We start from the raw sequence: 24,082 nt of genomic DNA, 5'->3' as shown, positions 1-24,082 counted from the left end.
ATCCGATCACGAGTCGACGCCCTATGTGGAGCTACATCCTCAAACGCCTGCTGCTGATGATCCCGACGCTCGTCGGCGTGCTGACGCTCACGTTCGCGGTGATCCAGTTCGTGCCGGGCGGCCCGGTCGAGCAGGCCGTGCAGGAGTTGCGCAAGGGCGCGACGGAGCAGGGCGCGACGCCGTTCGGGATGCGCGCACACACCGGCGTCGACGCGCAGCAGCTCGCGCAGCTCAAGGCGCTGTACGGTTTCGACAAGCCGCCGCTCGAACGCTACTGGCTGATGCTGAAGCGCTTCGCACGCTTCGATCTCGGCGACAGCTATTTTCGCCACCAGAGCGTGTGGTCGCTGGTCGTGCAGAAACTGCCCGTGTCGATCAGCATCGGGCTGTGGACGTTCTTCCTCACGTACCTGATCTCGGTGCCGCTCGGCATCGCGAAGGCGGTGCGCAACGGTTCGCCGTTCGACGTCGCGACGAGCCTCGTCGTGCTCGTCGGCTATGCGATCCCGGGCTTCGTGCTCGGCGTGCTGCTGCTCGTGCTGTTCGGCGGCGGCTCGTTCTGGCAGCTCTTTCCGCTGCGCGGCCTCACGTCGGACAACTTCGCGCAGTTGTCGCTCGTCGGCAAGGTGCTCGACTACCTGTGGCACATCGCGCTGCCGATCACCGCGTCGGTCGTCGGCAGCTTCGCGGTCGTCACGATGCTCACGAAGAACGCGTTTCTCGACCAGATCCGCCGGCAATACGTGCTGACCGCGCGCGCGAAGGGGCTCTCCGAGCGCAGCGTGCTGTGGAAGCACGTGTTCCGCAATGCGATGCTGCCGCTGATCGTCGGCTTCCCGGCCGCGTTCATCGGTGCGTTCTTCACGGGCAGCCTGCTGATCGAAACGCTGTTCTCGCTCGACGGCCTCGGGCTGCTGTCGTACGAGTCGGTCGTGCGGCGCGACTACCCGGTCGTGCTCGGCACGCTGTACTTGTTCACGCTGATCGGGCTCGCGACCAAGCTGGTCTCCGATCTTTGCTATGTGTGGGTCGATCCGCGCATTCAATTCGACAACCTGGAGCGCTGACATGAAACGAGCCATTCGCATGCCCGGCGCCGGCGGGCGAGGTGCGCGATGAACCGGGCCGTCGCCTCTTCCCGTATCGACGCCGCGCGGGCGCGCGTGTCGCCGTCGCCCGCCCGCCGCGTGTGGCAGCGCTTCAGGCAGCAGCGCCTCGGCTACTGGAGCTTCGTGATCTTCGTCGTGGCCTTTGCCGCGAGCCTCGCGGCGCCGCTGTGGTCGAACGACAAGCCGCTCGTCGTGCGCTACGACGGCCAGACCTATTTCCCGATGTTCCATGCGTACCCGGAGACGACCTTCGGCGGCGATTTCCCGACGCCGGCCGACTATCTCGATCCGTATGTGCGCAAGCGGCTCGAGGCGCCCGGCAACTTCGTCGTGTACCCGCCGAACCGCTACTCCTACGACACGCTGAACTACTTCTCGACCGTGCCGAACCCGGCGCCGCCGTCGCGCGAGAACTGGCTCGGCACCGATGCGCAGGGCCGCGACCTGCTCGCGCGGCTCGTGTACGGGTTCCGCGTGTCGGTCGAATTCGGGCTGATCCTGACCGTGATCGGCACGCTGCTCGGCATCGCCGCGGGCGCCGTACAGGGCTTCTTCGGCGGACGCATCGACATCGTCGGGCAGCGGCTGATCGAGATCTGGAGCTCGCTGCCCGAGCTGTACCTGCTGATCATCTTCGCGTCGATCTTCGAGCCGAGCTTCCTGTTGCTGATCGTGCTGCTGTCGCTGTTCGGCTGGATCGGCCTCGCCGACTACGTGCGCGCGGAATTCCTGCGCAACCGCACGCAGGACTATGTGCGCGCGGCGCGAGCGATGGGGCTCACGAACGGGCAGATCATCTGGCGCCACGTGCTGCCGAACAGTCTCACGCCCGTGATCACGTTCCTGCCGTTCCGGATGAGCGGCTCGATCCTCGCGCTGACGAGCCTGGACTTCCTCGGGCTCGGCGTGCCGCCGCCGACGCCGAGCCTCGGCGAGCTGCTCGCGCAGGGCAAGGGCAACCTCGACGCGTGGTGGATCTCGCTGTCGACGTTCGGCGTGCTGGTCGCGACGCTGCTGCTGCTGACCTTCATGGGCGATGCACTGCGCAACGCGCTCGACACGCGGATCGCCGACTCGATGCGCGCCGCGGGAGGCCAGCGATGAGCGACGCAGCCGTATCGAAGGTGGACGAACCGCTGCTGTCGCTCGAGCATCTGCACGTGCGCTTCGGCGACACGGTGGCCGTCGACGACGTGACGCTCGCGATCGGGCGCGGCGAGCGGGTCGCGCTCGTCGGCGAGTCGGGCTCCGGCAAGAGCGTGACCGCGTTGTCGATCCTGCGGTTGCTGCGCGACGCCGAAGTCGGCGGCGCGATCCGCTTCGCGGGGCAGGATCTGGCAAGCAAGAGCGAGCGCGAGATGCGCGGGCTGCGCGGCTCGGACATCGCGATGATCTTCCAGGAGCCGATGACGGCGCTCAACCCGCTGTATACGATCGGCGTGCAGATCGGCGAGACGATCGTGCTGCACGACGGCGTATCGGCGGTGGAAGCGCGCAAGCGCGCGATCGCGTTGCTCGCGCGCACCGGCATCGCGGAGCCCGAGAAGCGCGTCGACAGCTACCCGCATCAGTTGTCGGGCGGCCAGCGGCAGCGCGCGATGATCGCGATGGCGCTCGCGTGCCGGCCGCGCCTGCTGCTGGCCGACGAGCCGACTACCGCGCTCGACGTGACGATCCGCGCGCAGATCGTCGACCTGCTGCTGGAGTTGCAGCGCGACGAAGCGGAAAAACGCGGGATGTCGATCCTGCTGATCACGCACGACCTGAATCTCGTGCGGCACTTCGCGCAGCGCGTCGCGGTGATGGAGCGCGGTCGGCTCGTCGAGAGCGGGCCCGTCGAGCGGATCTTCGCGGCGCCCGAGCATCCGTATACGCAGCGGTTGCTGAACAGCCGGCCGCAACGCGCGGTCACGCCGGTGATGCCGATCGCGCCCGTCGTGCTCGACGCGCGCCACGTGAGCGTACGGTTCGCGCGCAAGCGGCCGGGTTTCGCGGGCTGGTTCGGCACGGTGCCGGTGACGGCCGTCGCGGACGTGTCGGTGTCGGTGCGGCAGGGCGAAACGCTCGGCATCGTCGGCGAATCGGGATCGGGGAAATCGACGCTCGCGATGGCGCTGCTGGGGCTGCAGAAGACGGCCGGCGGCGAGATCGAATTCCAGGGGCGCGCGCTGTCGGCCTATCGCGGCCGCGAACGGACCGCGTTGCGCTCGAACATGCAGGTGGTCTTTCAGGATCCGTTCAGTTCGCTTTCGCCGCGTCACACGATCGAGCGGATCGTCGGCGAAGGGCTCGCGCTGCATCGCCCGGACATGACGCCCGACGCCCGCCGCGCGAAGTCGCTCGCGGTGCTGCGCGAAGTCGGCCTCGACCGTACGGTGCTGCACCGTTATCCGCACGAATTCTCGGGCGGCCAGCGCCAGCGGATCGCGATCGCGCGCGCGCTCGTGCTGGAGCCGCGCATCCTGATCCTCGACGAGCCGACGTCGGCGCTCGACGTGTCGATCCAGCAGCAGGTGCTGAAGCTGCTCGCGAATTTGCAACAGAAATACAACCTCGGCTACGTGTTCATCAGCCACGACCTGGAGGTGATCGGCGCGATGGCGCACCGCGTCGCGGTGATGCAGGACGGCGCCGTCGTCGAGTCGGGGGAGGTGTCCGACATCTTCACCAGACCGTCACATCCTTACACACAAAAGCTGTTGAAAGCGGTCTGGAAAGCGTGATAGGCGTCCAATGGTCTGACCATCTCGATTGTATTTATTAATTTGTTTTGACAAACGATTACGCGCTGGCTAGTATCGACCGAAATTTTCCGCCAATCAGCTGATTTTTAAGCACATTCCATCGACCAATGCAGCATCGATCCCTGACCCAGGCATGCGCGCGCACCATCGCCGGGCTATTCATCGGCGCCCTGTTCGCAGCAGCTCCCGGCGCGTTCGCCGACGAAGTCAGCAGTTTTAACCAGAATGTCACCAATTCGACTCAGATCGGGTCGGGTGCCTCCCTCCAGCAGACCAGCGCACAGCCGTCGAGCGGCGGCGCGAAGTCGTTCCTTGCCGGCATGGCGGGCAAGGCGGGCGACGTGGTGGTCGGCGCGCTGAACATGATCGGCGTGCGATATCGCTGGGGCGGCAACTCGCCGGATTCGGGCCTCGACTGCAGCGGCTTCGTGCGCTACGTGTTCCAGGACACGCTCGGCATGTCGCTGCCGCGTCGCGCGGAAGAAATGAGCCGCGTCGGCGAGAAGGTGAGCATGAGCAACCTGAAGCCGGGCGATCTCGTGTTCTTCAACACGATGCGCCGCACGTTCTCGCACGTCGGCATCTACATCGGCGACAACAAGTTCGTGCATTCGCCGTCGACGGGCAGCACCGTTCGCGTCGACGATCTCGATAGCGGCTACTGGGAAAAGCGTTTCACCGGCGCGCGCCGGATCGAATCGGAATTCCCGATGAAGCCCGAAGATCTGCGTCAGCGCGTGCGCGCGACGATCGGCGACGATTCGGCGAACGGCAACAACTGACGTTTGCCGGGCAGTCGGGCCGGACGATAAAAAACCCTGTCACCGAAAGGCGGCAGGGTTTTTTGGTTTAGGGGCGGCGGCGCCAACGACGCGCAAGTCGTTCCGCCGGCCAGCGGGGAAGCGGCCGGCGACGCGCCCCCGCTATTGCGGCTTACGCGGTGGCAGCCACGCCACGCGCCGCCGCGAGCTTGCGCTGCAGTTCCGGCATGATGCGCGCGACCGCTTCCTCGCCCGCGAGGATCGCCGCGTTGCGCTGGTTGAAGTCGCTGCCGCCCATCGCCGCGAGGTTCGGGCGAATCACGACGTCCGCATACTTGTCGAGCTCGTAGGTCTTGATCGTCTGGCCCATGATCGTGAAGGTCTGCAGCAGCATCTCGATCGGGTTGTTGGTCGCCGCGCCGTCCGGCCGGGCCGAGATGTCGACCGCGATCACGAAGCTCGCCCCCATCTTGCGCGCGAACGACGCCGGTACCGGGCTCACCAGGCCGCCGTCCACGTATTCGCGATTGCCGATCTTCACCGGCTCGAACACCGACGGCACGCTGCACGACGCGCGTACCGCGAGCCCGGTATTGCCTTGCTGGAACAGGATCGGCTGGCCGCTTTGCAGGTCCGTCGCGACGATGCCGAGCGGCTTCGCCATCTTCTCGATCGGCCGGTTGTTGAGCGTCTTGTTCAGGAAGTTCTGCAGCGCGACGCCTTGCAGCAGGCCGCGCGAGCGAAACGGCAGCGCCCAGTCGCTGATCGACGCCTGGTCCATGTCGAGCGCGATCTTGTTGATCTGCAGCGCGCTCATGCCGGACGCGTAGAGCGCGCCGACCACCGAGCCCGCGCTCGTCCCGGCGACGATTTCGACCGGAATGCCGCGCGCCTCGAGCGCCTTCAGCACGCCGATGTGCGAGAAGCCGCGCGCGGCGCCGCCGCCGAGCGCGATGCCGATCTTGACGGGCTTCTCCTGCGGCAGGGCCGTGCCGGGACGAGACTTGTCGCCGAAGGACGTGCAGGCGGCGAGGCTGGCGGACGCGCACGCGATCGTGAAGTGGCGGCGCGACAGGCGAGGGGACGACATCGAATGGTTCTCCGGCGGCTTGGCGGCGGGTTACACGCCCGCGGCGGCGATAGGTTGCGAGCGGCCGCGCAGCGGGTTCCGGGCGGCCGGCGCCGGGCCGGCTGGCGGCCGCGGCGCGCACATCATAAAGCAAGCGGTGCGCTTGGCGCGATGTCCGGCGCGAGTATAATTCCGGCTTCTTTCCCGTTCCGGGCGTCGCCGGCTCCGTTGCTGTCGGGGCTGCCGTCGTCCCGCGTCGAATCATTCATGCGCCCCTGGCGTTCGAGTTACCGTTTATGACCCGTCCTGTCCGTACCCGCTTTGCGCCGAGTCCCACCGGCTTCATCCACCTCGGCAACATCCGCTCCGCACTCTATCCGTGGGCGTTCGCCCGCAAGATGAAAGGCACGTTCGTGCTGCGCATCGAGGATACCGACGTCGAGCGCTCGTCGCAGGAAGCGGTCGATGCGATCCTCGAAGGGATGCAATGGCTCGGGCTGGATTTCGACGAAGGCCCGATCTACCAGATGCAGCGCATGGACCGCTATCGCGAAGTGCTCGCGCAGATGCTCGAGAAGGGCCTCGCGTACCCGTGCTACATGTCGGCCGAGGAGCTCGACGCGCTGCGCGAACGCCAGCGCGAAGCCGGCCTGAAGCCGCGCTACGACGGCACGTGGCGTCCGGAGCCCGGCAAGGTGCTGCCGGAGCCGCCGGCCGGCGTGAAGCCGGTGCTGCGCTTTCGCAATCCGCTGACGGGCACGGTCGTGTGGGACGACGCGGTGAAGGGGCGTGTCGAGATCTCGAACGAGGAGCTCGACGACCTCGTGATCGCGCGCCCGGACGGCACGCCGATCTACAACTTCTGCGTGGTGGTGGACGACATGGACATGGGCATCACGCACGTGATCCGCGGCGACGACCACGTGAACAACACGCCGCGCCAGATCAACATCCTGAATGCACTCGGCGGCGAGCCGCCCGTCTATGCGCACCTGCCGACCGTGCTGAACGAGCAGGGCGAGAAGATGAGCAAGCGGCATGGCGCGATGAGCGTGATGGCGTACCGCGACGCGGGCTTCCTGCCCGAGGCCGTCGTCAACTATCTCGCGCGGCTCGGCTGGTCGCACGGCGACGCCGAGATCTTCTCGCGCGAGCAGTTCGTCGAATGGTTCGATCTCGAGCATCTCGGCAAGTCGCCCGCGCAGTACGACCACAGCAAGCTGAGCTGGCTGAACGCGCATTACATCAAGGAAGCCGACAACGCGCGCCTCGCCGAACTCGCGAAGCCGTTCCTCGACGCGCTCGGCATCGACGACGCGGCGATCGCGACGGGCCCCGCGCTCGACGCGGTGATCGGCCTGATGAAGGATCGTGCGACGACGGTCAAGGAAATCGCGGAAGGCGCGACGATGTTCTACCGCGTGCCGGCGCCCGACGCCGATGCGCTCGCGCAGCACGTGACCGATACGGTGCGGCCGGCGCTGGCCGATCTCGTCGTCGCGCTGAAGGCGGCCGACTGGACGAAGGAGGCGGTGTCCGCCGCGTTGAAGGCGACGCTCGCCGCGCACAAGCTGAAGATGCCGCAGCTCGCGATGCCGGTACGTCTGCTGGTGGCGGGCACGACGCACACGCCGTCGATCGATGCGGTGCTCGTGCTGTTCGGCCGCGACGTCGTGGTGTCGCGCATCGAGGCCGCGCTGGCCTGACGTTCTTGCGCGCGCGAAGTGGTCCGCGGATGAGCGAACGGACCGCTTCGCAAAAAATTTCGCGCGAATCGTAAAAAGGGTATTTACAAGTTCGAAATCGGTCCATATAATCTCATTTCTGTTCTGCAAGGGGGTATAGCTCAGCTGGGAGAGCGCTTGCATGGCATGCAAGAGGTCAGCGGTTCGATCCCGCTTACCTCCACCAACAGAACAAGCTGGATTGATTTGCGAAGCAGCGGTAGTAATAAATGCTTCACAAAATGATTAAAAGCAGTTAGAATTTCGGCCTTCGCTGTTGAATGAAAGTAAATAGCGAAAGTCAGACGAATCTGAAAAGATTTTGTCCCCTTCGTCTAGAGGCCTAGGACATCACCCTTTCACGGTGAGTACAGGGGTTCGAATCCCCTAGGGGACGCCAAATTCAGCGGCGTTTCGTAGAAGTGTCGCAGGCTTGCAGGAACGTAACCGACGTCCTGCGGGTTGGGTAAGAAAGCTGGAGCGGTAGTTCAGTCGGTTAGAATACCGGCCTGTCACGCCGGGGGTCGCGGGTTCGAGTCCCGTCCGCTCCGCCAGAACGAAGCCCGTTCAAGACGTTTTTGAGCGGGCTTTTGTATTAAAGATGTAAGCAGTACGTTGTCCCCTTCGTCTAGAGGCCTAGGACATCACCCTTTCACGGTGAGTACAGGGGTTCGAATCCCCTAGGGGACGCCAGATTCAGCGGCGTTTCGTAGAAGTGCCGCAACGCGTGCAGGAACGTGACGAGATCCTGCGGGCGGTGGTGCAGAAAAGCTGGAGCGGTAGTTCAGTTGGTTAGAATACCGGCCTGTCACGCCGGGGGTCGCGGGTTCGAGCCCCGTCCGCTCCGCCAGAACGAAGCCCGTTCAAAAGCGTTTTTGAACGGGCTTTCTCGTTAAGGATGTAAGCAGTACGTTGTCCCCTTCGTCTAGAGGCCTAGGACATCACCCTTTCACGGTGAGTACAGGGGTTCGAATCCCCTAGGGGACGCCAGATTTCGGCGTCGTTCGAACAAACGACGCGCCGGCAGGAAGTAACCGACGCCTGCCAGGCAAGCAGCAAGACTGGAGCGGTAGTTCAGTCGGTTAGAATACCGGCCTGTCACGCCGGGGGTCGCGGGTTCGAGTCCCGTCCGCTCCGCCAGAAAATGAAAAAGCCCGCCTTGTGCGGGCTTTTTCATTGGTATCGCTCGTCGTGCCCGCAAGCGGGCACGTGACTGCGGGGCGGAGGAAGCCGCCTGCGCGGCTTCCGGCGGGACTCGAAGGGCTGCGCTTGCAAGCGCAGCCGCGGCCTGCGGCAGGTAGGCGAGTCCCGTCCGCTCCGCCAGAAAATGAAAAAGCCCGCCTCGTGCGGGCTTTTTCGCTTGCACCTCCGAGCGCGCGTGCCGCCATGCCGCGTGCTGCATCGGATGTCGCGGCCCTACGAGAAATTCGCGATTGCATCCGCATGCGACTGCGCTATCGTGGCGGGGATGTGTTTCCGACTCCTGCGCGATGCTCGATCCGACCGACCTGCGACTCCTGTATCAGCTCCGGCCCGCGGAGCCCGGCGATTTTCCGTATGCCGAAGCGTTGACGCACGGCAACATGGGCGGCTACTACAAGCGCCATGGGCTCGTGTGGCGCAGCGATCTGTTCTATGCAAGCTGGCGCGAATCCGAGAACTTCATCCTCGAGGCCGACGGCGAGCGCATCGGCGTGCTGCGCGTGACCGAGGAGGGCGATTCGCTGCATATCCGCGACGTGCAGATCGCAGCCGGCCATCGGGGGCAGGGCGCCGGTACCTACCTGCTCGAGATGTCGCATCGCTGGGCGCGTGCGCGCGGGCTGCACGAACTGCAGTTGCGCGTGTTCGTCGACAATCCCGCCGCGCATTTGTACCTGCGCATGGGCTACCGGGTCACCGGGCCGCGGCTCGCGCAACTCGGCTCGATCCGCCACATGGTGCGGCCGGTCTGACGGTCCGACGCGCCGGAGCGGGCGATCAGCGGGCCGTGTCGATCGCGCCGTCGTCGTCTGGCGTTTCGCTGTCCGCGGCGGCGCCGTCCGGGCCTCGATGCTCGTAGCCGCGCAGCATGAACGCGCGCGGGCTTTCGCCGAACGCACGACGGAACATGGCCGAGAACGCGCTCTGGCTCTGGTAGCCGAGCTCACGCGCGATATGCGACAGCGGGCGCCCCTGGTTCAGCAGCGGGATCGCCCGCGCGAGCAGCGCCTGCTGGCGCCACTGCGAAAAACTCACGCCCAGTTCCTGCTTGAAGAGCCGCGATATCGTGCGCGTGCTCGCGCCGACCTCGCTCGCCCAATGCTCGAGCGACTCCGCGTGCGCGGGGTGTGCGAGCACCGATTCGCACAGCAGCCGCAGCCGTTTCTCGTCGGGCATCGGCACCGCGAGCGGCAACGGTTCGGCATGACTCAGCTCGTCGAGCACGAGCCCGCACAGCAGGCGCTCGCGCGCGGCGCTCAGGTCGCGTGCATCGAGTGCGACGATCAGTTCGCGCAGCAGCCCCGTCACCTCGACGACTCGGCATGCGTCGAGCCCGCCCGGCACGATCGACTCGTCGATATACAGCGTGCGCAAATAGGCCTCTTCGACGATCACGACCTCGTGCGACACGTGCGGCGGCACCCAGATCGCACGGGACGGCGGCACCATCCAGGTCGTGCCGGTCGTCGCGACGCGCAGCACGCCGCGCGACGCGTACGCGAGCTGCGCCCATGCATGCGTGTGCAGCGGAATGCGGCGGCCGGCATCGACCTGCCGTGCGCGTACCCGCATCGGATGGACGGCCGTCGGCGCGAATTCCGGCGGGATGTCGATGACGTCGTACGGGTTCGATACGTCGGCTTGGGCGGGCGGATTCATGAACGGTTCGGGCAGCGCGGCGGCGATGCCGTTATTTTAGAAGGCGCCGCATAAGCGCATGCGGCGGTTTTTCGGGTCATCATGCCGGGTTCAAATGAACTTTGTGTGGGCACCGGCGAATCCGGGGCGACCGCCCGCGGTCGCGCGCCCCCGGCGGTTCGAACCATCGGGGCGGTATCGCGGTCTATCGATGCGTGCGCAATGGCACGCCAATCGCACACCGATCGCATGCGAACACGGCAACACACGAATCGAAGAGGAGAACCACGATGCGCCACGTATTCGTCTATGGCACCTTGAGAGCCGGACAGGCCAACGACATCGGCCAGGCGGCCGCCCGCCACGGAATCGCCGCGCCGACGCTGCTGGGCGCGGCCGCGCTGCCGGGCGAGCTGTACGATTTCGGCACCTACCCGGGCATGCTCGCCGGGCCGGCCGGCAAGTCGCTGGTCTGGGGCGACGTCTACGAGGTCGACGAGCAACTCGTCCCGGTGCTCGACGAGATCGAGCGCGTCTATCCGGGCGTCGACTCATTGTTCAAACCGGAAGAGGTGACCGTCGAGCTCGGCGGCCGGCAGTACGCGTGCCTGTATTATCCGGTTGCCGCGCATGCGGCGGCCGGGCGCCCGCGCATCGCGTCCGGCGACTGGGTTCAGTACCGGCGCGAGCAGGAAGCCGCCTGAGCTTGCCTGCGGGGGGGCGGCGGGACAGCCGTAAAAAAGAAAGCGCCCCGCGTGAACTGACCCCAATAAGTTGGATGGTCGGAACGGGCGGTTAAGCCGATGAGGGCTGGGTCCTGTACTGCACGGGACTCAGCCCTTTTAGTTTGGTCTTGATGCGTTGGTGATTGTAGTAGTGGATGTATTGGCGCAAGCCGTCTCGAAGCTGCTCGATGCTGGCGAACTTGTTCAGATAGAAGAACTCCGCCTTCAGCGTCCCAAAGAAGCTTTCCATCGCGGCGTTGTCCAGGCAGTTGCCTTTGCGAGACATGCTTTGGGTTAAGCCGCGAGCTGCGAGCTGCCGTCGATACGCCGGCATCTGGTACTGCCAGCCCTGATCGGAATGGAGAAGCGGTGCATCCAGTGGAGTCAGCTTGACCAGGGCCTTCTTGAGCATGTTCCCCACGAGTCTGAAATGCGGGCGTCTCTGCGTCTCATAAGCGATGATCTCCCCGTTATAGAGATCCATAACCGGGGAGAGATAAAGTTTGTCGCCCTGTACATTGAACTCCGTCACGTCGGTAACCCACTTCTGATTCGGCCGTTCGGCGCGGAATTGCCTTTCCAGCCGATTCGGCACCTGAGCCCGTTCCCCGCGGTAGGAGCGATACTTCTTGGGCCGCACTAGGGATTTCAACCCAAGTACTTGCATCAAGCGCTGCACGGTCTTGTGATTGATCGCTTGTCCCGCCCGGCGCAGTTCGGCCGTCACACGCCGGTAGCCATAGCGGCCCTTGTGGCGTTCGTAGATTTGCCGGATGCGCACTTTCAGGTTGGCGTACTTATCGCCGGCCATCTGCACTTTGGCTTGATAGTAGAACGTGCTGCGAGCTAGTCCGGCAGCCCTCAGCAGGTCCGATAAATCGTGGTCTTGCCTCAGTTCAAGCACTAACTGCGCTTTTTCTGCGCAGCGGCCTCTTTGGCCTGAACCAAGGCATTCCATTTTTTTAGGTACGCCACCTCCGCGCGCAGATATTTGAGTTCCGCGAGTAGTGCTTCACGCGTAAGCGTGTCCTTGGTCTCAACATCTGTCGGCTTGGCGGGCGGTATCGGCGTCGGCATTTTTCTCGGGCGTCCTTTGGGCTTGGGCGCCAATGCGCCCAGACCACCTTCATGATACTGGCGTTCCCATCCGCTTACGGCATCCCTGCCTCGAAGGTTAAACAGTGCCGCGACCTGACGATAAGACAACTGATCGCGCCACATCCTGCGCAGCACCCTGAGCTTGAATGCCGCACTGTATCGGCTGTATTTCTTGCGCAGCCCGGCAGCCCCATGCTGCTCATAGCTTGATACCCAGCGCTGTACCGTCCCGGGATGCAAGCCAAACTCCCGAGCGATGCTCTTGTAGCCGTATCGGCCAGGTGCGTAACGCCTCACCACTTCTCGCTTAAATTTCTCGTCGTACTTCGCCATGAAAAACACCCCACAGGTTGGATTCGCATCCAACTTTTGGGGTGCAGTTCACGCGGGGCGCTTTTTTCGTGCCGCCGTCGCATGCGACCGCCGGCACGGCGTGGCCGGCCGGCGACGCAACGGCAGCGTCGTCAGATTTCCTCGTACAGCGGCAGCGTCAGGAATTCGGTGAAGCCTTCCGACGTCGACATCTGCTCGAAGATCGCCGCCGCGCGCTCGTACGGCTGCGTGTTGCCGCCGACCGAGCGCTTCACGTTGTCGAGTTCGATTTTCGCGAATTCACGCACGAGCTCGGCCGTGACCTTGCGGCCGTCGTCGAGCACGCCCTTCGGCGAGCGGATCCATTGCCAGACCTGCGAGCGGGAAATCTCGGCCGTGGCCGCGTCTTCCATCAGGTTGTGGATCGGCACGCAGCCGTTGCCGTCGAGCCACGCGCCGAGGTAGTGGATCCCGACGTTGATGTTGTTGCGCAGGCCGGCTTCGGTGATCGGCGCTTCCGGCTGGAAGTCGAGCAGGTTCCGGCCTTCGACCTGCACGTCGTCGCGTTGCTTCGCGATCTGATTCGGCTTGTCGCCGAGCACCTTGACGAACTCTTCCATCGCGATCGGCACGAGGCCCGGGTGCGCGACCCAGCCGCCGTCGTAGCCGTCGGTCGCGTCGCGCTGCTTGTCCGAGCGCACGCCGCCCATCGCCTTGTCGTTCGCTTCCGGATCGTTCTTGATCGGGATCAGCGCGCTCATCCCGCCGATCGCCGGCGCGTTGCGCTTGTGGCAGGTCTTCAGCAGCAGCAGCGCGTACGCACGCATGAACGGCACCGTCATCGTGATCTTCGAACGGTCGGCCAGGCAGAAGTCGCGATCGTTCTTGAACTTCTTGATCGCCGAGAAGATGTAGTCCCAGCGGCCGGCGTTCAGGCCCGAGCTGTGTTCGCGCAGTTCGTACAGGATCTCGTCCATCTCGAACGCGGCGAGGATCGTCTCGATCAGCACCGTCGCGCGGATCGTGCCGCGCGGCACGCCGATCGCTTCCTGCGCGGCGACGAAGATGTCGTTCCACAGCCGGGCCTCGAGATGGCTTTCCATCTTCGGCAGGTAGAAGTACGGGCCCGAGCCGCGCGCGATCAGTTCCTTCGCGTTGTGGAACAGGAACAGCGCGAAATCGAAGATGCCGCCGGACACGCGCTGGCCGTCGACCGTCACGTGCTTCTCGTCGAGGTGCCAGCCGCGCGGACGCACGATCAGCGTCGCGACCTTGTCGTTCAGCTTGTACGACTTGCCGTTCTGTTCGAGCGAGATCGTGCGGCGCACCGCGTCCTTCAGGTTGATCTGGCCGTCGATCTGGTTCGTCCAGCTCGGCGCGTTCGAATCCTCGAAGTCCGTCATGTACGAATCGGCGCCCGAGTTCAGCGCGTTGATGATCATCTTGCGCTCGACGGGGCCCGTGATCTCGACCCGCCGGCATTGCAGGTCGGCCGGCAGCGGCGCGACCGTCCAGTCGCCTTCGCGAATCGCCTTCGTCTCGGCCAGGAAGTCGGGGCGCTCGCCTGCGTCGAGGCGTTTCGTGCGCTCGACGCGCGCCTGCAGCAGCGCCTGGCGGCGCGATTCGAACGTACGGTGCAGCGCCGCGACGAGTGCCAGCGCGTCGGGCGTCAGGATGGCTTCGTAACCCGGCTTGATTTCGCCGGTGATCGTCATGCCTTGCGGCAGCGTGATCGGGGTGCTCATGAGTCTCATCTCCTTGGTCGGTCAGTTGCGGTTTCGGTGAAGGGGGAAGGCGGCAGCGGCGAACGTCATGCACCCGGGCCGGGGCGCGTGCGGTTTGCGGGTCTGCCGGACGGAGCCGGGGTGGCGAGGAAGGCGAGCAGGTCGGCCATGCCGGTGCCCGTGCCGTCGGGCGGCGCGCCGAGTTCCTCGGCGGGCGCGCCCGTGCGGTTGAGCCAGAACGTCGTGTAGCCGAACCAGGTGGCGCCGGCGACGTCCCATGCGTTCGACGACACGAACACGATGTCGCGCGGGTTCGGTCCGAACGCGGCGGTGCCGAGCGCGTAGGCGGCCGGGCTCGGCTTGTACGCGCGCACGGTGTCGGCCGACAGCACGCGATCGAACAGCCCGGACATGCCGGCGCTCTTGATCGCGATGTCGAGCATTTGCGGGGTGCCGTTCGACAGGATCGCGAGCGGCGGGCGCGGCTCGAGCGCGCGCAGCTTGCGCAGCGCGGGCACCGTGTCGGGATAGGTGGACAGGCACGCGTATTCGTCCATCAGCCGCTTCTCGGCCGCGCCGTTCAGCGCGAGCCCGAGCCGGCGCGCGGCGAACCGCAGCGCATCGAGCGTGATGTCCCGGAACGGGCGATAGCGGGCGCCGGCCGGGTCGGCGAGCGTGCGCAACTGCGAGTATTCGATCTGCTTGCGTCGCCACAGCTGCGACAGCCGCTCCCCGTGACCGGGAAACATCTGCTCTGCCGCGGCCAGCACGGCGCGCACGTCGAACAACGTGCCGAATGCGTCGAAGAGGATGGCGTCGGGAGAGGAGAGTGTCGTTGTGGCCGACATAGCCTTGCGCTCCAGTTTCAGAGGTCGGATCGATTCTATTCGTGATCGAAGGTGCTAAAAAAGACGCTAATCATCACTTGATCTTTTACTTTCATATACCTAATCTTGGCGGCTCAAGCTATTTGAGGGGCGGCGACGCCGCCCTCGCGAGAGTCATGGACCGGTTCAAACAGATCGAAACGTTCGCCGCGGTCGCGGCGAAAGGCAGCCTGTCGGCGGCCGCGCACGCGGAAGGCGTCGCGCCGGCGATCATCGGCCGCCGCCTCGACGCGCTCGAGGAGCGGCTCGGCGTGAAGCTCCTGGTGCGCACGACGCGCAAGCTCACGCTGACGTTCGAGGGTTCGGCGTTCCTGGAGGACTGCCAGCGCATCATCAACGACATGCAGAACGCGGAGGCGAGCGTGTCCGCCGGCGGCGTCAAGGCGAGCGGCCACCTGCGGATTTCCGCGCCGGCCGGCTTCGGCCGGCGCCATGTCGCGCCACTCGTGCCCGAATTCAGCGTCGGACACCCGGACGTGTCGGTTACGCTCGACCTGTCCGACCGGATGGTCGACCTCGTCAACGAGGGCTTCGATTGCGCGGTGCGGCTCGGCGAGCTGCCCGATTCGTCGCTGGTGTCGCTGAAACTCGGCGAGAACCGCCGCGTGTGCGTCGCGTCCCCCGCGTATCTCGCGCGGCGCGGCACGCCCGCCACGCTCGCGGAACTCGCTCGCCACAACTGCCTCGCGCTCGCGGCGAATGCGAACCAGCAGCGCGGCTGGTCGTTCCAGGAGGGCGACAAGGTCGTGTCGATTCGCGTGAACGGCACGATGGAATGCTCGGACGGCGCGGTGCTGCACGAGTGGTGCCTCGCAGGCCACGGGCTCGCGTGGCGCTCGTGGTGGGAAGTCGGCGAGGACGTCGCGGCCGGCCGGCTCGTCAGCGTGCTCGACGCGTTCGCCGCGCCGCCGATCGGCATCCATGCGGTGTTTCCGCAGCGCCGGCATCTGCCGCTGCGGGTGCGCCTGTTTCTCGATTACCTGAAGCACACGTACGAGCGGCCCGGCTATTGGGGCGAGTAGGCGACGCCCGCCCGCGCGTTTCCGATATGAGGGCGAACCCGCTGGCGATGCAGTGAGCGCGATTTCGCACACTACAATCGTTAGAGGCATGCGCGCCGTGTCGCGGCCGGCTCGGCTGGCGCCGCGGCGCGCATGCGATTGACGAAGGAGGGCGCGATGTTCCGGCACATCCTCGTTCCAACCGACGGTTCCGAACTGTCGAAGAAGGCGATCGACGGTGCGATCGACCTGGCTCGTGCGGTCGGCGCGCGCGTGACGGCTTACGCGTGCCTGCCGCAATACCCGTACTCGCCGTTTTCCGAAGTGATCATCGAGCCGCCCGCCGATTTCCGCGCGCGCAGCGAGCGCGAGGCGCGTGCGCATCTCGAGGAGGTGGAAGCGGCCGCGAAGGCGGCCGGGGTCGCGTGCGACACGTGGACGAGCGTGCATCCGTCGCCGTATCTCGGCATCATCGAGGCGGCCGAGCGCGGCGGGTGCGACGTGATCTTCATGGCGTCCCACGGACGCCGCGGGCTCGGCAGCCTGCTGATCGGCAGCGAGACGCAGCGCGTGCTGACCCATACGAAAATTCCGGTGATCGTCTATCGGTAGGGCGGCGCCGGCCGTGGCCGGGCCGGCTGCACCGCCGAAAAAAGGGCGCGCCGGACGAAGCCGGCGCGCATCGTTGCTGGCGGCCCGCAGGCCGCGCGGCCGGTCGCGCAATGGGACTCGCGCGCCTGCCGTCTCCTCCCTGATTGTTGTCCGGTGGCCGATGCCGCGGCGTCGCGAGACGCGGCGGCATCGGCGTCACGCCCGCGCGTGTTACGCGACCTTCTTGCCGTCGAAGAACTGTTCGTCCTCGGTCGACCCATGCAGCGCGGTCGTCGACGCTTCGCGTTCGACCGTCTGCGTCACCGCGTCGAAGTAGCCGGTGCCGACCTCGCGCTGGTGCTTGACGGCCGTGAAGCCCTTGTCGGCTGCCGCGAACTCCGCCTGCTGCAGTTCGACGAACGCGCTCATCTGCGTGCGCGCATAGCCGTGCGCGAGGTTGAACATCGAGTAGTTCAGCGCATGGAAGCCGGCCAGCGTGATGAACTGGAACTTGTAACCCATCGCGCCGAGCTCCTTCTGGAACTTCGCGATCGTCGCGTCGTCGAGGTTCTTCTTCCAGTTGAACGACGGCGAGCAGTTGTACGACAGCAGCTTGCCCGGGAACTGCTTGTGGATCGCTTCCGCGAACTTCTTCGCGTATTCGAGATCGGGCTTGCCCGTTTCGCACCAGATCAGGTCCGCGTACGGTGCGTACGCGAGGCCGCGCGAGACTGCCTGTTCGAGGCCCGGCTTCGTGCGGAAGAAGCCTTCCACCGTGCGCTCGCCCGTCAGGAACGGCTTGTCGTTGTCGTCGACGTCGGACGTGATCAGGTCGGCCGCTTCCGCGTCGGTGCGGGCCACCAGCACGGTCGGCGTACCCATCACGTCGGCCGCGAGACGCGCGGCCGACAGCTTCGCGACGGCTTCGCGCGTCGGCACGAGCACCTTGCCGCCCATGTGGCCGCACTTCTTCACCGACGCGAGCTGATCCTCGAAGTGGACGCCCGATGCGCCGGCCTCGATCATCGCCTTCATCAGTTCGAACGCATTGAGCACGCCGCCGAAACCGGCTTCCGCATCGGCGACGATCGGCGCGAAGAAATCGACGTAGCCTTCGTCGCCCGGGTTCTTGCCTTCCGACCATTGGATCTGGTCGGCGCGCGTCAGCGTGTTGTTGATGCGCTTCACGACGAGCGGCACCGAGTTTGCCGGGTACAGCGACTGGTCCGGGTACATTTCGCCCGCGACGTTCGCGTCGCCGGCCACTTGCCAGCCGGACAGGTAGATGGCCTTCAGGCCGGCCTTCACCTGCTGCATCGCCTGGTTGCCGGTCAGCGCGCCGAGTGCGTTGACGAATGGCTCGTTGTTGATGAGGCTCCACAGTTTTTCCGCGCCGCGCTTGGCCAGCGTGTGCTCGATCGGGATCGAGCCGCGCAGGCGGACGACGTCTTCAGCCAAGTAGCTGCGCTTGATACCCTTCCAGCGCGGATCGGTTTCCCATTGCTGCTGCAGTTCCTGTGCTTGTTGCTGACGCGACATGATGAGCTCCTTGATGCGGTATAGGCGTAACGGGCCGAATCTGACGGTGGTGATGCCGTTCGCGAAGCGGGGAAGCGGTGCATGCCGTTTCGCGAAGTCTTGTATAAGAGTCTAGGCAAATCGGAGGGAGCGAAACAGGGGCTGTCTCGGGAAGCGAGGAATTTTTTAGTTGTTTTTAATCAATAGCTTGCCAAGTTGATTTCGAGATAAGAAATGCGTTTTCCTATCCCGCAATCGTGCGCCTTGTGCCTTGCAGCATGATTTTTTACGACGCAAAAAAATTTTCCGCATCGTGAAATTGACGGCGAGACGAAAAAAAACCGGCGTGGACGCGCCGGTTGGCTGGACGGCCGGGTGGCCGATCCGCAGGGCGGCCGCCGGCCGCCCGTGTGTGCTTGTCTTACGAGGCCGAATTGCTGCGGCGCGGGCCGCCGCTGCGCTGACCGTCGCGACGCGGGCCGCCGTCGCGGCTGCCGCCCGGCTTGCCGCTCCAGCCGCCGCCATTGCCGCCGCCGTAGCTGCGGCCGTTGCCGTTGCCGCCATAACCGCCGCCCGGCTTGCCGCCGAAACGACGACCGCCGTTGCCGCCGCCCGGACGGCCGCGGCCGCCGTTGCCGCCGTTGCGCGGGGGAGCCTTGCGCGGCTCGAAACCTTCGATCACGTTGACCGGCAGCGGCGAGCGCACGAAGCGCTCGATGCGCTTGAGCGCGCCTTGCTCGGCATGATGCACGAGGCTCACCGCGATACCCGAACGGCCCGCGCGACCGGTACGGCCGATACGGTGCACGTAGTCTTCCGCGAACTTCGGCAGGTCGTAGTTGAACACGTGCGTGATGCCCGGGATGTCGATGCCGCGGGCCGCGACGTCGGTGGCCACCAGCACGCGCACGCGGCGCTCGCGCAGCGCACGGATCGTGCGGTTACGCGCGCCTTGCGGCAGGTCGCCGTGCAGCGCGGCCGATTCGAAGCCTGCGTCGGCCAGACGGCCGGCGAGCTGGTCGGCGTCGATCTTGGTCGCCGTGAAGATGATCGCCTGGTCGAGCGCGTCGTCGCGCAGCAGGTGATCGAGCAGGCGATCCTTGTGGTCGCGGTCGTCGACGTAATGGACGGTCTGCGCGATGTTCGCGCGCGATTCCAGGCGCTGCTGGATCTCGATGCGCTCCGGGTCCTTCAACAGGCGGCTCGTCAGCGAACCGATCTTGCCGTCGAGCGTGGCCGAGAACAGCATCGTCTGGCGCGATTCCGGCGTGGCGGCGACGATCGTTTCGATGTCCTCGATGAAGCCCATGTCGAGCATGCGGTCGGCTTCGTCGAGCACGAGCATCTTCAGTTCCGACAGGTCGATGCGGCCGCGCTCGAGGTGATCGAGCAGGCGGCCCGGCGTGGCGACCAGGATTTCCGGGTTCTTCGCGAGCAGCATCAGCTGCTGGCCGTAGGCGACGCCGCCGAGGATGCTGACCGTGCGCAGGCGCTTCAGATGCTTGCCGTACGTCGACGCGGCCGTCGTGACCTGCATCGCGAGTTCGCGGGTCGGCGTCAGCACGAGCAGGCCCGGGCGCGCGACGGGTTGCGGGCGGCGCACGCGGCGGTCGCCCTGGTTCGGTTCGCGCGGCGCGCGCGGCTGCTGCGCCTGCGTCTTCTGGAGCTGTGCGAAACGTTCGATCGCGGGCAGCATGAATGCGGCCGTCTTGCCCGAACCGGTCGGGCTCGACACCAGCAGGTCGCGGCCGGCGATGCCGGCCGGAATCGCGCGCTGCTGCACCGGCGTCGGCTTCACGTAGCCGGCGGCCTGCAGCGCGGAGACGATCTCCGGCGACAACCCGAGCGACGCGAAGCTCGGCTCGCCCGACGCCGGTTCGACTGCGGCCGGTGCGGCGGCGTCGAGACCGAGCGCCTGGTCGGCGATCGCGTTGAGCGGGCTGGAGTTGATGCTCGAAGTCATAACAATCCTTGAAACACAGTGGGTGAAACGTCGGCGCCAATCGCGCATACCCAAGTCGTCGGATTCAGCGAGCAAATCGGGAAACGGGTGCAATCCGCCGAACCGTCGGCGGATGAGGCATTAGAAGCTGTTTTGGGTGCGGCGCGCTTCAGGAGCGGGACCGCCAGCCTAGTTGACGACCGCAAGGGTCGAAGCAGGAGGGGACAGGTTCTAAACCGGATTGGAGCTTAACGCTACGAGGCGTCGGGCCGGAACGGCTTGCGAGCCGAGCGCGGGAGGTGACGCAGGCCGCATTATAGAGAAATTTGCTGCGCTGCGCCACTGATTTGATTGCCGATTGCGGCGCGGGCGATCCGGTCAGGACGCCGTGCCGTTTTTCAGCGATTCGACGAGTTCGATGTACTGCTGCTTCGCCGCATCCTGCGACGTGCCCTTCAGTGCGTCCCACGCATCGTATTTGTATTTGCCGACGATGTCGGTGAAGCCGGGCTTGTCGCCGTGCGCATCGCCGTCGGTCGCCTGCTTGAAGAGCGCGTACAGGCGCAGCAGGGTCAGGTTGCCCGGCCGTTCCGTCAGTTGCTTGACGTCGATCTGGGCCTGGTCGAATCGGGCGGTGAGTTCGCTCATCGGGTGTCTCCGTAAGGGTTTCAGATCGGCCGATCTTAACAAGCGGGCCGTCGCGCGGGGTCGAGCGATCCTTCCAAACCGCGGCCGGCGCCGCGCGTGCGCACAGATCGGACCCGATCGCCCGTGGGAGCGGGGCGGCGCATTACAATGTCGGCCATGACGCAAACAGTGCTCCTCGCCATCGATACGTCGACCGAATACTGCTCGGTCGCGCTGCTGCGCTCGGCCCCGGCCGATGACGCCGTTTCCACCCCGCAAACCTGGGTCCGTCACGAGCCGACGGGCGCCGTATCGAGCACGCGCGTGCTGCCGGCGATCCAGGAACTCTTCGCCGAATCCGGGCTGACGCTCGCCGATTGCGACGCGATCGCGTTCGGCGCGGGCCCCGGCTCGTTCACGGGCCTGCGGACCGCGACCGGCATTACCCAGGGCCTCGCATTCGGGAGCGGGCTGCCGGTCGTGCCGATCGGCACGCTGCTCGCGTGCGCCGAGCACGCGCGGCTGCGCGCGCCCGGCACGGTCCGCGTGCTCGCCGCGCTCGACGCACGGATGGACGAAGCCTACTGGGCGGATTTCGCGTGGGACGACGGCGCCGGCGACTGGCGCACAGTGCATCCGGCGTCGCTCGACGCACCGGGTGCCGTCGGCGTACCCGACGCGCCGTTCGTCCTCGCCGGCAATGCGGCCGCGGCGTTCGGCGCGCAATTGCCGGCCGCCGCACGGGCCGCCGCGATCGACGGCGACGCGCTGCCGCATGCGCTGGCGGTCGCGCATGCCGCGCTGCGCGCGTTCCGCGCGGGGCGTGCGGTGCCGGCCGACCAGGCCGCGCCCGAATACGTGCGCGACAAGGTCGCGCAGACCACGGCCGAGCGCATCGCGGCACGGGCCGCGCAGACGGGCGGAGCGAACGGATGACGGGTGTCCTGTTGAGCGACCGCTATCTGGCGCCGATGACGGACGCCGATCTCGACGAGGTCGTCGCGATCGAGCGCGTCGCGTACGAATTCCCGTGGAGCCGCGGCAATTTCGAGGATTCGTTGCGCAACGGCTATCTGGGCGTGTGCCTGCGGCACGTGACCGGGTCGCTCGTCGGCTATTGCGTGCTGATGCCCGTGATCGACGAGATGCATTTGCTGAACCTGTGCGTCGCGCCGGCCGCGCAACATGCGGGCGCGGGCCTCGCGCTGCTGCGCGAGGCGGTGCGCATTTCGCGCGCGGAGCGGCTCGACGGCGTGCTGCTCGAGGTGCGGCCGTCCAATCCGCGCGCGATTCGTCTGTACGAGCGCTTCGGCTTCGTGACGATCGGCCGGCGCAAGAACTACTATCCGGCGAAGCATCGCAGCCGGGAGGACGCGATCGTGATGCGTCTGACGCTGAACAAGGACGAGGGGGATGCGCATGGCGTGGGCTGAAGCGGCGCTCGAGGAACTGGGCCTCGCGCAGATCTGGGTACGGCGCGGGCAACGCGCGGGCGAGGGCGCGGCAGCCGACGCGCCTGCCGTCGCGGCAACCGCGACGGCCGACGTCGGTTCCGTCGTCGCGGCCGATCGGCCGGCGCGTGCGCCGGAGCAGGACGACGCGCCAGCGGCCGTCGCGCGTGGCGCTGCCGGTGGCTTGCCGGCTCGCGAGTCGCGGGCGCCGGCGCACGGTGTCGTCGATGGCGATCGCCCGCCCGCGCAGGCTGTGCCGTCCGATTCGGCCGCATTGTCCGATACGGTGCCGCCGAAGGCTGATACGTCGCCCGCCGGGGACGACGATTTCGCATGGTTCGACGCGGCGCCGCCGGGCGATGGCGTGCCGCCCGCCGAATCGCGTCCCGCCGGCACACCGGTCGCCGCGCTCGACTGGGATGCCCTGGCCGCGCGCGTGGCGGACTGCACGCTGTGCCGTCTGTGCGAGAAGCGGACCAACACCGTGTTCGGCGTAGGCGACCGCGAAGCGGACTGGATGCTGATCGGCGAAGCGCCGGGCGAGAACGAGGACAAGCAGGGCGAGCCGTTCGTCGGCCAGGCCGGCAAGCTGCTCGACAACATGCTGCAGTCGCTGTCGCTCAAGCGCGGCGACAACGTGTACATCGCGAACGTGATCAAGTGCCGGCCGCCCGGCAACCGCAACCCGGAGCCGGACGAGGTCGCGAGCTGCGAGCCTTATCTGCAGCGCCAGGTCGCGCTCGTGAGACCGAAGCTGATCGTCGCGCTCGGCCGTTTTGCCGCGCAGACGCTGCTGAAGACGGACGCGAGCATCGCGTCGCTGCGCGGCCGCGTGCATGCGTACGAGGGCGTGCCGGTGATCGTCACTTACCACCCGGCCTACCTGTTGCGCAGCCTGCAGGACAAGTCCAAGGCGTGGGCCGACCTGTGCCTCGCGCGCGACACGTTCCGGCGTGCGGAAGGCGCCGACGCGAACGGCCCGACCGGGCAATGACGACCGGCGCGGCGTGCGCGTTCGTCGATACGCTGCATGACGTCGCGGTGCGCGACCTGGGCTGGCTGCTGGCCAGCCCGAGCCTGCTCACCGCGGTGCCGGGCGCACCGCTCGCCCACCCATGGCCGGATGCGGCCGGGCAAGCGGCCGTCGAAGGGTGGCTCGCCGCGCTCGATGCGCGGCCCGAGCCGCTGCATCGCGCGCTCGACGGGTTTCGGCCCACCCGGCTCGGACGCTACGCCGAATGCCTGCTCGAGTATTTTCTGACGCACGGGCCGTCGCTGCGGCTCGTCGCGGCCAATCTGCCGCTGCGCAGCAACGGCCGCACGCTCGGCGAAGTCGACTTTCTCGTCGACGCGCCGGATGGCCGGCGCCTGCACTGGGAGCTCGCGGTGAAGTGCTATCTGTGCGCGCCGGTGCGCGACGGCGCGTCGCTCGCCGACTTCGTCGGCCCCAATCTCGTCGATCGGTTCGACCGCAAGCGCAGCCGGCTGCTCGATCACCAGTTGCGGCTCGGCGAACACGACGGCTTTGCCCGGCTCGGCTACGGCGCGCCGTCCGACGCGCAGATGTTCGTCAAGGGTTGGCTGTTCCATCCGTACGGCGCACCGGTCTCGCCGGTGTCCGCCGAAATCGCGCCGGATCACCCGCGCGGTTTCTGGTTGACGCACGCGCAGTGGCCGGCGTGGGCGGCCGCGCAGCGTGACGGCGCGGCATGGAGCGTGTTGCCGAGGCTGGCATGGCTGGCGCCGCGGCGTGCCGCCGCCGGCGCGGGTGTCCAGCCCGAGCCGCTGGCGAGCGCACTAGAACTGCCGCCCGTGCTGGCGGCGCGCCAGGCGCCCGACCTGATCTGTATCCATGAAAAGGGTGCCGACGGCACGTGGCGCGAGACGGCGCGCGGTTTCGTCGTGCCCGACGACTGGCCGGGGCGCGCGCAGGCGTTCGCGGCGCAGGATCGCTGACG

The 24,082-nt window shown here is 66.5% G+C and carries 21 protein-coding genes and 7 tRNA genes; 20 read left to right on the top strand and 8 right to left on the bottom strand.

Annotated elements, in window-relative coordinates; all coding sequences use genetic code 11:
* Positions 1 to 23: 23 nt before the first annotated feature.
* From WS54_RS23735 to WS54_RS23720, 4 genes are all read left to right on the top strand, one after another.
* Complete coding sequence (locus WS54_RS23735) at positions 24 to 1,067, top strand: microcin C ABC transporter permease YejB (RefSeq protein WP_034207700.1); 1,044 nt, start codon at positions 24 to 26, stop codon at positions 1,065 to 1,067.
* A 48-nt stretch (positions 1,068 to 1,115) separates the two neighbouring features.
* The gene (locus WS54_RS23730) at positions 1,116 to 2,213 is read left to right on the top strand and encodes an ABC transporter permease (protein WP_059782909.1); all 1,098 of its coding nucleotides are present in this window, start codon (positions 1,116 to 1,118) and stop codon (positions 2,211 to 2,213) included.
* The gene (locus WS54_RS23725; protein ID WP_059782906.1) at positions 2,210 to 3,832 is read left to right on the top strand and encodes an ABC transporter ATP-binding protein; all 1,623 of its coding nucleotides are present in this window, start codon (positions 2,210 to 2,212) and stop codon (positions 3,830 to 3,832) included. Before WS54_RS23730 ends, WS54_RS23725 begins: the two co-directional genes overlap by 4 nt.
* A gap of 128 nt (positions 3,833 to 3,960) precedes the next feature.
* Positions 3,961 to 4,635: a C40 family peptidase gene (locus WS54_RS23720; RefSeq protein WP_034207697.1), complete on the top strand. Its 675-nt coding sequence runs from the start codon at positions 3,961 to 3,963 to the stop codon at positions 4,633 to 4,635.
* Between the two features lie 151 nt (positions 4,636 to 4,786).
* On the opposite strand, the gene WS54_RS23715 is transcribed toward WS54_RS23720, so the two are convergent.
* Positions 4,787 to 5,704, bottom strand: a complete 918-nt coding sequence (locus WS54_RS23715; protein ID WP_034207696.1) for a patatin-like phospholipase family protein — start codon at positions 5,702 to 5,704, stop codon at positions 4,787 to 4,789.
* A gap of 275 nt (positions 5,705 to 5,979) precedes the next feature.
* Between WS54_RS23715 and gltX the strand changes: the two genes are divergently transcribed.
* From gltX to WS54_RS23665, 9 genes are all read left to right on the top strand, one after another.
* Positions 5,980 to 7,389, top strand: a complete 1,410-nt coding sequence (gene gltX, locus WS54_RS23710; protein ID WP_059782904.1) for a glutamate--tRNA ligase — start codon at positions 5,980 to 5,982, stop codon at positions 7,387 to 7,389.
* A gap of 129 nt (positions 7,390 to 7,518) precedes the next feature.
* Positions 7,519 to 7,594, top strand: a tRNA-Ala gene (locus WS54_RS23705).
* A gap of 137 nt (positions 7,595 to 7,731) precedes the next feature.
* Positions 7,732 to 7,807 (top strand) — tRNA-Glu (locus tag WS54_RS23700).
* A 77-nt stretch (positions 7,808 to 7,884) separates the two neighbouring features.
* Positions 7,885 to 7,961 (top strand) — tRNA-Asp (locus WS54_RS23695).
* A 63-nt stretch (positions 7,962 to 8,024) separates the two neighbouring features.
* Positions 8,025 to 8,100, top strand: a tRNA-Glu gene (locus WS54_RS23690).
* A gap of 80 nt (positions 8,101 to 8,180) precedes the next feature.
* A tRNA-Asp gene (locus WS54_RS23685) sits at positions 8,181 to 8,257 on the top strand.
* Positions 8,258 to 8,321: 64 nt separating this feature from the next.
* Positions 8,322 to 8,397, top strand: a tRNA-Glu gene (locus tag WS54_RS23680).
* Between the two features lie 73 nt (positions 8,398 to 8,470).
* Positions 8,471 to 8,547, top strand: a tRNA-Asp gene (locus tag WS54_RS23675).
* A gap of 350 nt (positions 8,548 to 8,897) precedes the next feature.
* Entirely contained in the window at positions 8,898 to 9,362 is a 465-nt protein-coding gene (locus WS54_RS23665) for a GNAT family N-acetyltransferase (RefSeq protein ID WP_034207694.1), read from the top strand.
* Between the two features lie 25 nt (positions 9,363 to 9,387).
* On the opposite strand, the gene WS54_RS23660 is transcribed toward WS54_RS23665, so the two are convergent.
* Positions 9,388 to 10,269 (bottom strand): AraC family transcriptional regulator, encoded by an 882-nt coding sequence (locus WS54_RS23660; protein ID WP_059782354.1) that lies wholly within the window; start codon positions 10,267 to 10,269, stop codon positions 9,388 to 9,390.
* Between the two features lie 269 nt (positions 10,270 to 10,538).
* Between WS54_RS23660 and WS54_RS23655 the strand changes: the two genes are divergently transcribed.
* Positions 10,539 to 10,952: a gamma-glutamylcyclotransferase family protein gene (locus WS54_RS23655; RefSeq protein ID WP_034207692.1), complete on the top strand. Its 414-nt coding sequence runs from the start codon at positions 10,539 to 10,541 to the stop codon at positions 10,950 to 10,952.
* A gap of 91 nt (positions 10,953 to 11,043) precedes the next feature.
* Here WS54_RS23655 and WS54_RS23650 read toward each other — a convergent pair.
* The 3 genes from WS54_RS23650 to WS54_RS23640 form a co-directional block, all read right to left on the bottom strand.
* Positions 11,044 to 12,404 (bottom strand): IS3 family transposase gene (locus WS54_RS23650; protein WP_108041851.1). Its coding sequence is split into 2 segments (ribosomal slippage): positions 11,044 to 11,930 and positions 11,930 to 12,404, totalling 1,362 coding nucleotides; the frame shifts between segments, so codons are not numbered across the junction.
* Between the two features lie 131 nt (positions 12,405 to 12,535).
* On the bottom strand, positions 12,536 to 14,128 hold the full coding sequence (aceB, locus tag WS54_RS23645) for a malate synthase A (protein WP_034207691.1): 1,593 nt from the start codon (positions 14,126 to 14,128) through the stop codon (positions 12,536 to 12,538).
* 65 nt (positions 14,129 to 14,193) lie between these two features.
* Positions 14,194 to 14,955 carry a haloacid dehalogenase type II gene (locus WS54_RS23640; RefSeq protein ID WP_034207690.1) on the bottom strand — a complete coding sequence of 254 codons (762 nt, stop codon included), beginning with the start codon at positions 14,953 to 14,955 and terminating at the stop codon, positions 14,194 to 14,196.
* Positions 14,956 to 15,110: 155 nt separating this feature from the next.
* On the opposite strand from WS54_RS23640, the gene WS54_RS23635 reads away from it, so the two are divergent.
* Entirely contained in the window at positions 15,111 to 16,016 is a 906-nt protein-coding gene (locus WS54_RS23635) for a LysR family transcriptional regulator (protein WP_059780834.1), read from the top strand.
* A gap of 156 nt (positions 16,017 to 16,172) precedes the next feature.
* Entirely contained in the window at positions 16,173 to 16,607 is a 435-nt protein-coding gene (locus WS54_RS23630) for a universal stress protein (protein WP_034207688.1), read from the top strand.
* A gap of 210 nt (positions 16,608 to 16,817) precedes the next feature.
* Here the strand turns inward: WS54_RS23630 and aceA are convergent, their stop codons facing one another.
* From aceA to WS54_RS23615, 3 genes are all read right to left on the bottom strand, one after another.
* The gene (gene aceA, locus WS54_RS23625; RefSeq protein ID WP_012328776.1) at positions 16,818 to 18,125 is read right to left on the bottom strand and encodes an isocitrate lyase; all 1,308 of its coding nucleotides are present in this window, start codon (positions 18,123 to 18,125) and stop codon (positions 16,818 to 16,820) included.
* 400 nt (positions 18,126 to 18,525) lie between these two features.
* Positions 18,526 to 20,067, bottom strand: coding sequence for a DEAD/DEAH box helicase (locus WS54_RS23620; protein ID WP_059780835.1), 1,542 nt, complete (start codon positions 20,065 to 20,067; stop codon positions 18,526 to 18,528).
* Positions 20,068 to 20,424: 357 nt separating this feature from the next.
* The gene (locus WS54_RS23615) at positions 20,425 to 20,694 is read right to left on the bottom strand and encodes an acyl-CoA-binding protein (RefSeq protein ID WP_034207686.1); all 270 of its coding nucleotides are present in this window, start codon (positions 20,692 to 20,694) and stop codon (positions 20,425 to 20,427) included.
* A 147-nt stretch (positions 20,695 to 20,841) separates the two neighbouring features.
* Between WS54_RS23615 and tsaB the strand changes: the two genes are divergently transcribed.
* Genes tsaB through WS54_RS23595 form a run of 4 tightly spaced genes read left to right on the top strand, consistent with a single transcriptional unit; the run spans position 20,842 to position 24,080 of the window.
* Positions 20,842 to 21,609, top strand: coding sequence for a tRNA (adenosine(37)-N6)-threonylcarbamoyltransferase complex dimerization subunit type 1 TsaB (tsaB, locus tag WS54_RS23610; RefSeq protein WP_059780836.1), 768 nt, complete (start codon positions 20,842 to 20,844; stop codon positions 21,607 to 21,609).
* Complete coding sequence (rimI, locus tag WS54_RS23605) at positions 21,606 to 22,106, top strand: ribosomal protein S18-alanine N-acetyltransferase (protein WP_034207684.1); 501 nt, start codon at positions 21,606 to 21,608, stop codon at positions 22,104 to 22,106. The genes tsaB and rimI overlap by 4 nt, the downstream gene beginning before the upstream one ends.
* Complete coding sequence (locus WS54_RS23600; protein ID WP_059781087.1) at positions 22,093 to 23,118, top strand: uracil-DNA glycosylase; 1,026 nt, start codon at positions 22,093 to 22,095, stop codon at positions 23,116 to 23,118. Before rimI ends, WS54_RS23600 begins: the two co-directional genes overlap by 14 nt.
* A complete protein-coding gene (locus tag WS54_RS23595) occupies positions 23,115 to 24,080 on the top strand; it encodes a DUF1853 family protein (RefSeq protein ID WP_059780837.1) in 966 nt (321 codons plus the stop codon). Before WS54_RS23600 ends, WS54_RS23595 begins: the two co-directional genes overlap by 4 nt.
* Positions 24,081 to 24,082: the final 2 nt, after the last annotated feature.

It is taken from the genome of Burkholderia sp. NRF60-BP8, assembly GCF_001522585.2.
GTDB lineage: Bacteria > Pseudomonadota > Gammaproteobacteria > Burkholderiales > Burkholderiaceae > Burkholderia.
This window is presented reverse-complemented; position numbering and strand designations above follow the sequence as displayed.

Bases quoted from the DNA above. Each gene is read 5' to 3' on its own strand.
- WS54_RS23735 (WP_034207700.1), top strand. From the start codon at position 24: ATGTGGAGCTACATCCTCAAACGCCTGCTGCTGATGATCCCGACGCTC.
- WS54_RS23730 (WP_059782909.1), top strand. From the start codon at position 1,116: ATGAACCGGGCCGTCGCCTCTTCCCGTATCGACGCCGCGCGGGCGCGC.
- WS54_RS23725 (WP_059782906.1), top strand. From the start codon at position 2,210: ATGAGCGACGCAGCCGTATCGAAGGTGGACGAACCGCTGCTGTCGCTC.
- WS54_RS23720 (WP_034207697.1), top strand. From the start codon at position 3,961: ATGCAGCATCGATCCCTGACCCAGGCATGCGCGCGCACCATCGCCGGG.
- WS54_RS23715 (WP_034207696.1), bottom strand. From the start codon at position 5,704: ATGTCGTCCCCTCGCCTGTCGCGCCGCCACTTCACGATCGCGTGCGCG.
- gltX (WP_059782904.1), top strand. From the start codon at position 5,980: ATGACCCGTCCTGTCCGTACCCGCTTTGCGCCGAGTCCCACCGGCTTC.
- WS54_RS23665 (WP_034207694.1), top strand. From the start codon at position 8,898: ATGCTCGATCCGACCGACCTGCGACTCCTGTATCAGCTCCGGCCCGCG.
- WS54_RS23660 (WP_059782354.1), bottom strand. From the start codon at position 10,269: ATGAATCCGCCCGCCCAAGCCGACGTATCGAACCCGTACGACGTCATC.
- WS54_RS23655 (WP_034207692.1), top strand. From the start codon at position 10,539: ATGCGCCACGTATTCGTCTATGGCACCTTGAGAGCCGGACAGGCCAAC.
- aceB (WP_034207691.1), bottom strand. From the start codon at position 14,128: ATGAGCACCCCGATCACGCTGCCGCAAGGCATGACGATCACCGGCGAA.
- WS54_RS23640 (WP_034207690.1), bottom strand. From the start codon at position 14,955: ATGTCGGCCACAACGACACTCTCCTCTCCCGACGCCATCCTCTTCGAC.
- WS54_RS23635 (WP_059780834.1), top strand. From the start codon at position 15,111: ATGGACCGGTTCAAACAGATCGAAACGTTCGCCGCGGTCGCGGCGAAA.
- WS54_RS23630 (WP_034207688.1), top strand. From the start codon at position 16,173: ATGTTCCGGCACATCCTCGTTCCAACCGACGGTTCCGAACTGTCGAAG.
- aceA (WP_012328776.1), bottom strand. From the start codon at position 18,125: ATGTCGCGTCAGCAACAAGCACAGGAACTGCAGCAGCAATGGGAAACC.
- WS54_RS23620 (WP_059780835.1), bottom strand. From the start codon at position 20,067: ATGACTTCGAGCATCAACTCCAGCCCGCTCAACGCGATCGCCGACCAG.
- WS54_RS23615 (WP_034207686.1), bottom strand. From the start codon at position 20,694: ATGAGCGAACTCACCGCCCGATTCGACCAGGCCCAGATCGACGTCAAG.
- tsaB (WP_059780836.1), top strand. From the start codon at position 20,842: ATGTCGGCCATGACGCAAACAGTGCTCCTCGCCATCGATACGTCGACC.
- rimI (WP_034207684.1), top strand. From the start codon at position 21,606: ATGACGGGTGTCCTGTTGAGCGACCGCTATCTGGCGCCGATGACGGAC.
- WS54_RS23600 (WP_059781087.1), top strand. From the start codon at position 22,093: ATGGCGTGGGCTGAAGCGGCGCTCGAGGAACTGGGCCTCGCGCAGATC.
- WS54_RS23595 (WP_059780837.1), top strand. From the start codon at position 23,115: ATGACGACCGGCGCGGCGTGCGCGTTCGTCGATACGCTGCATGACGTC.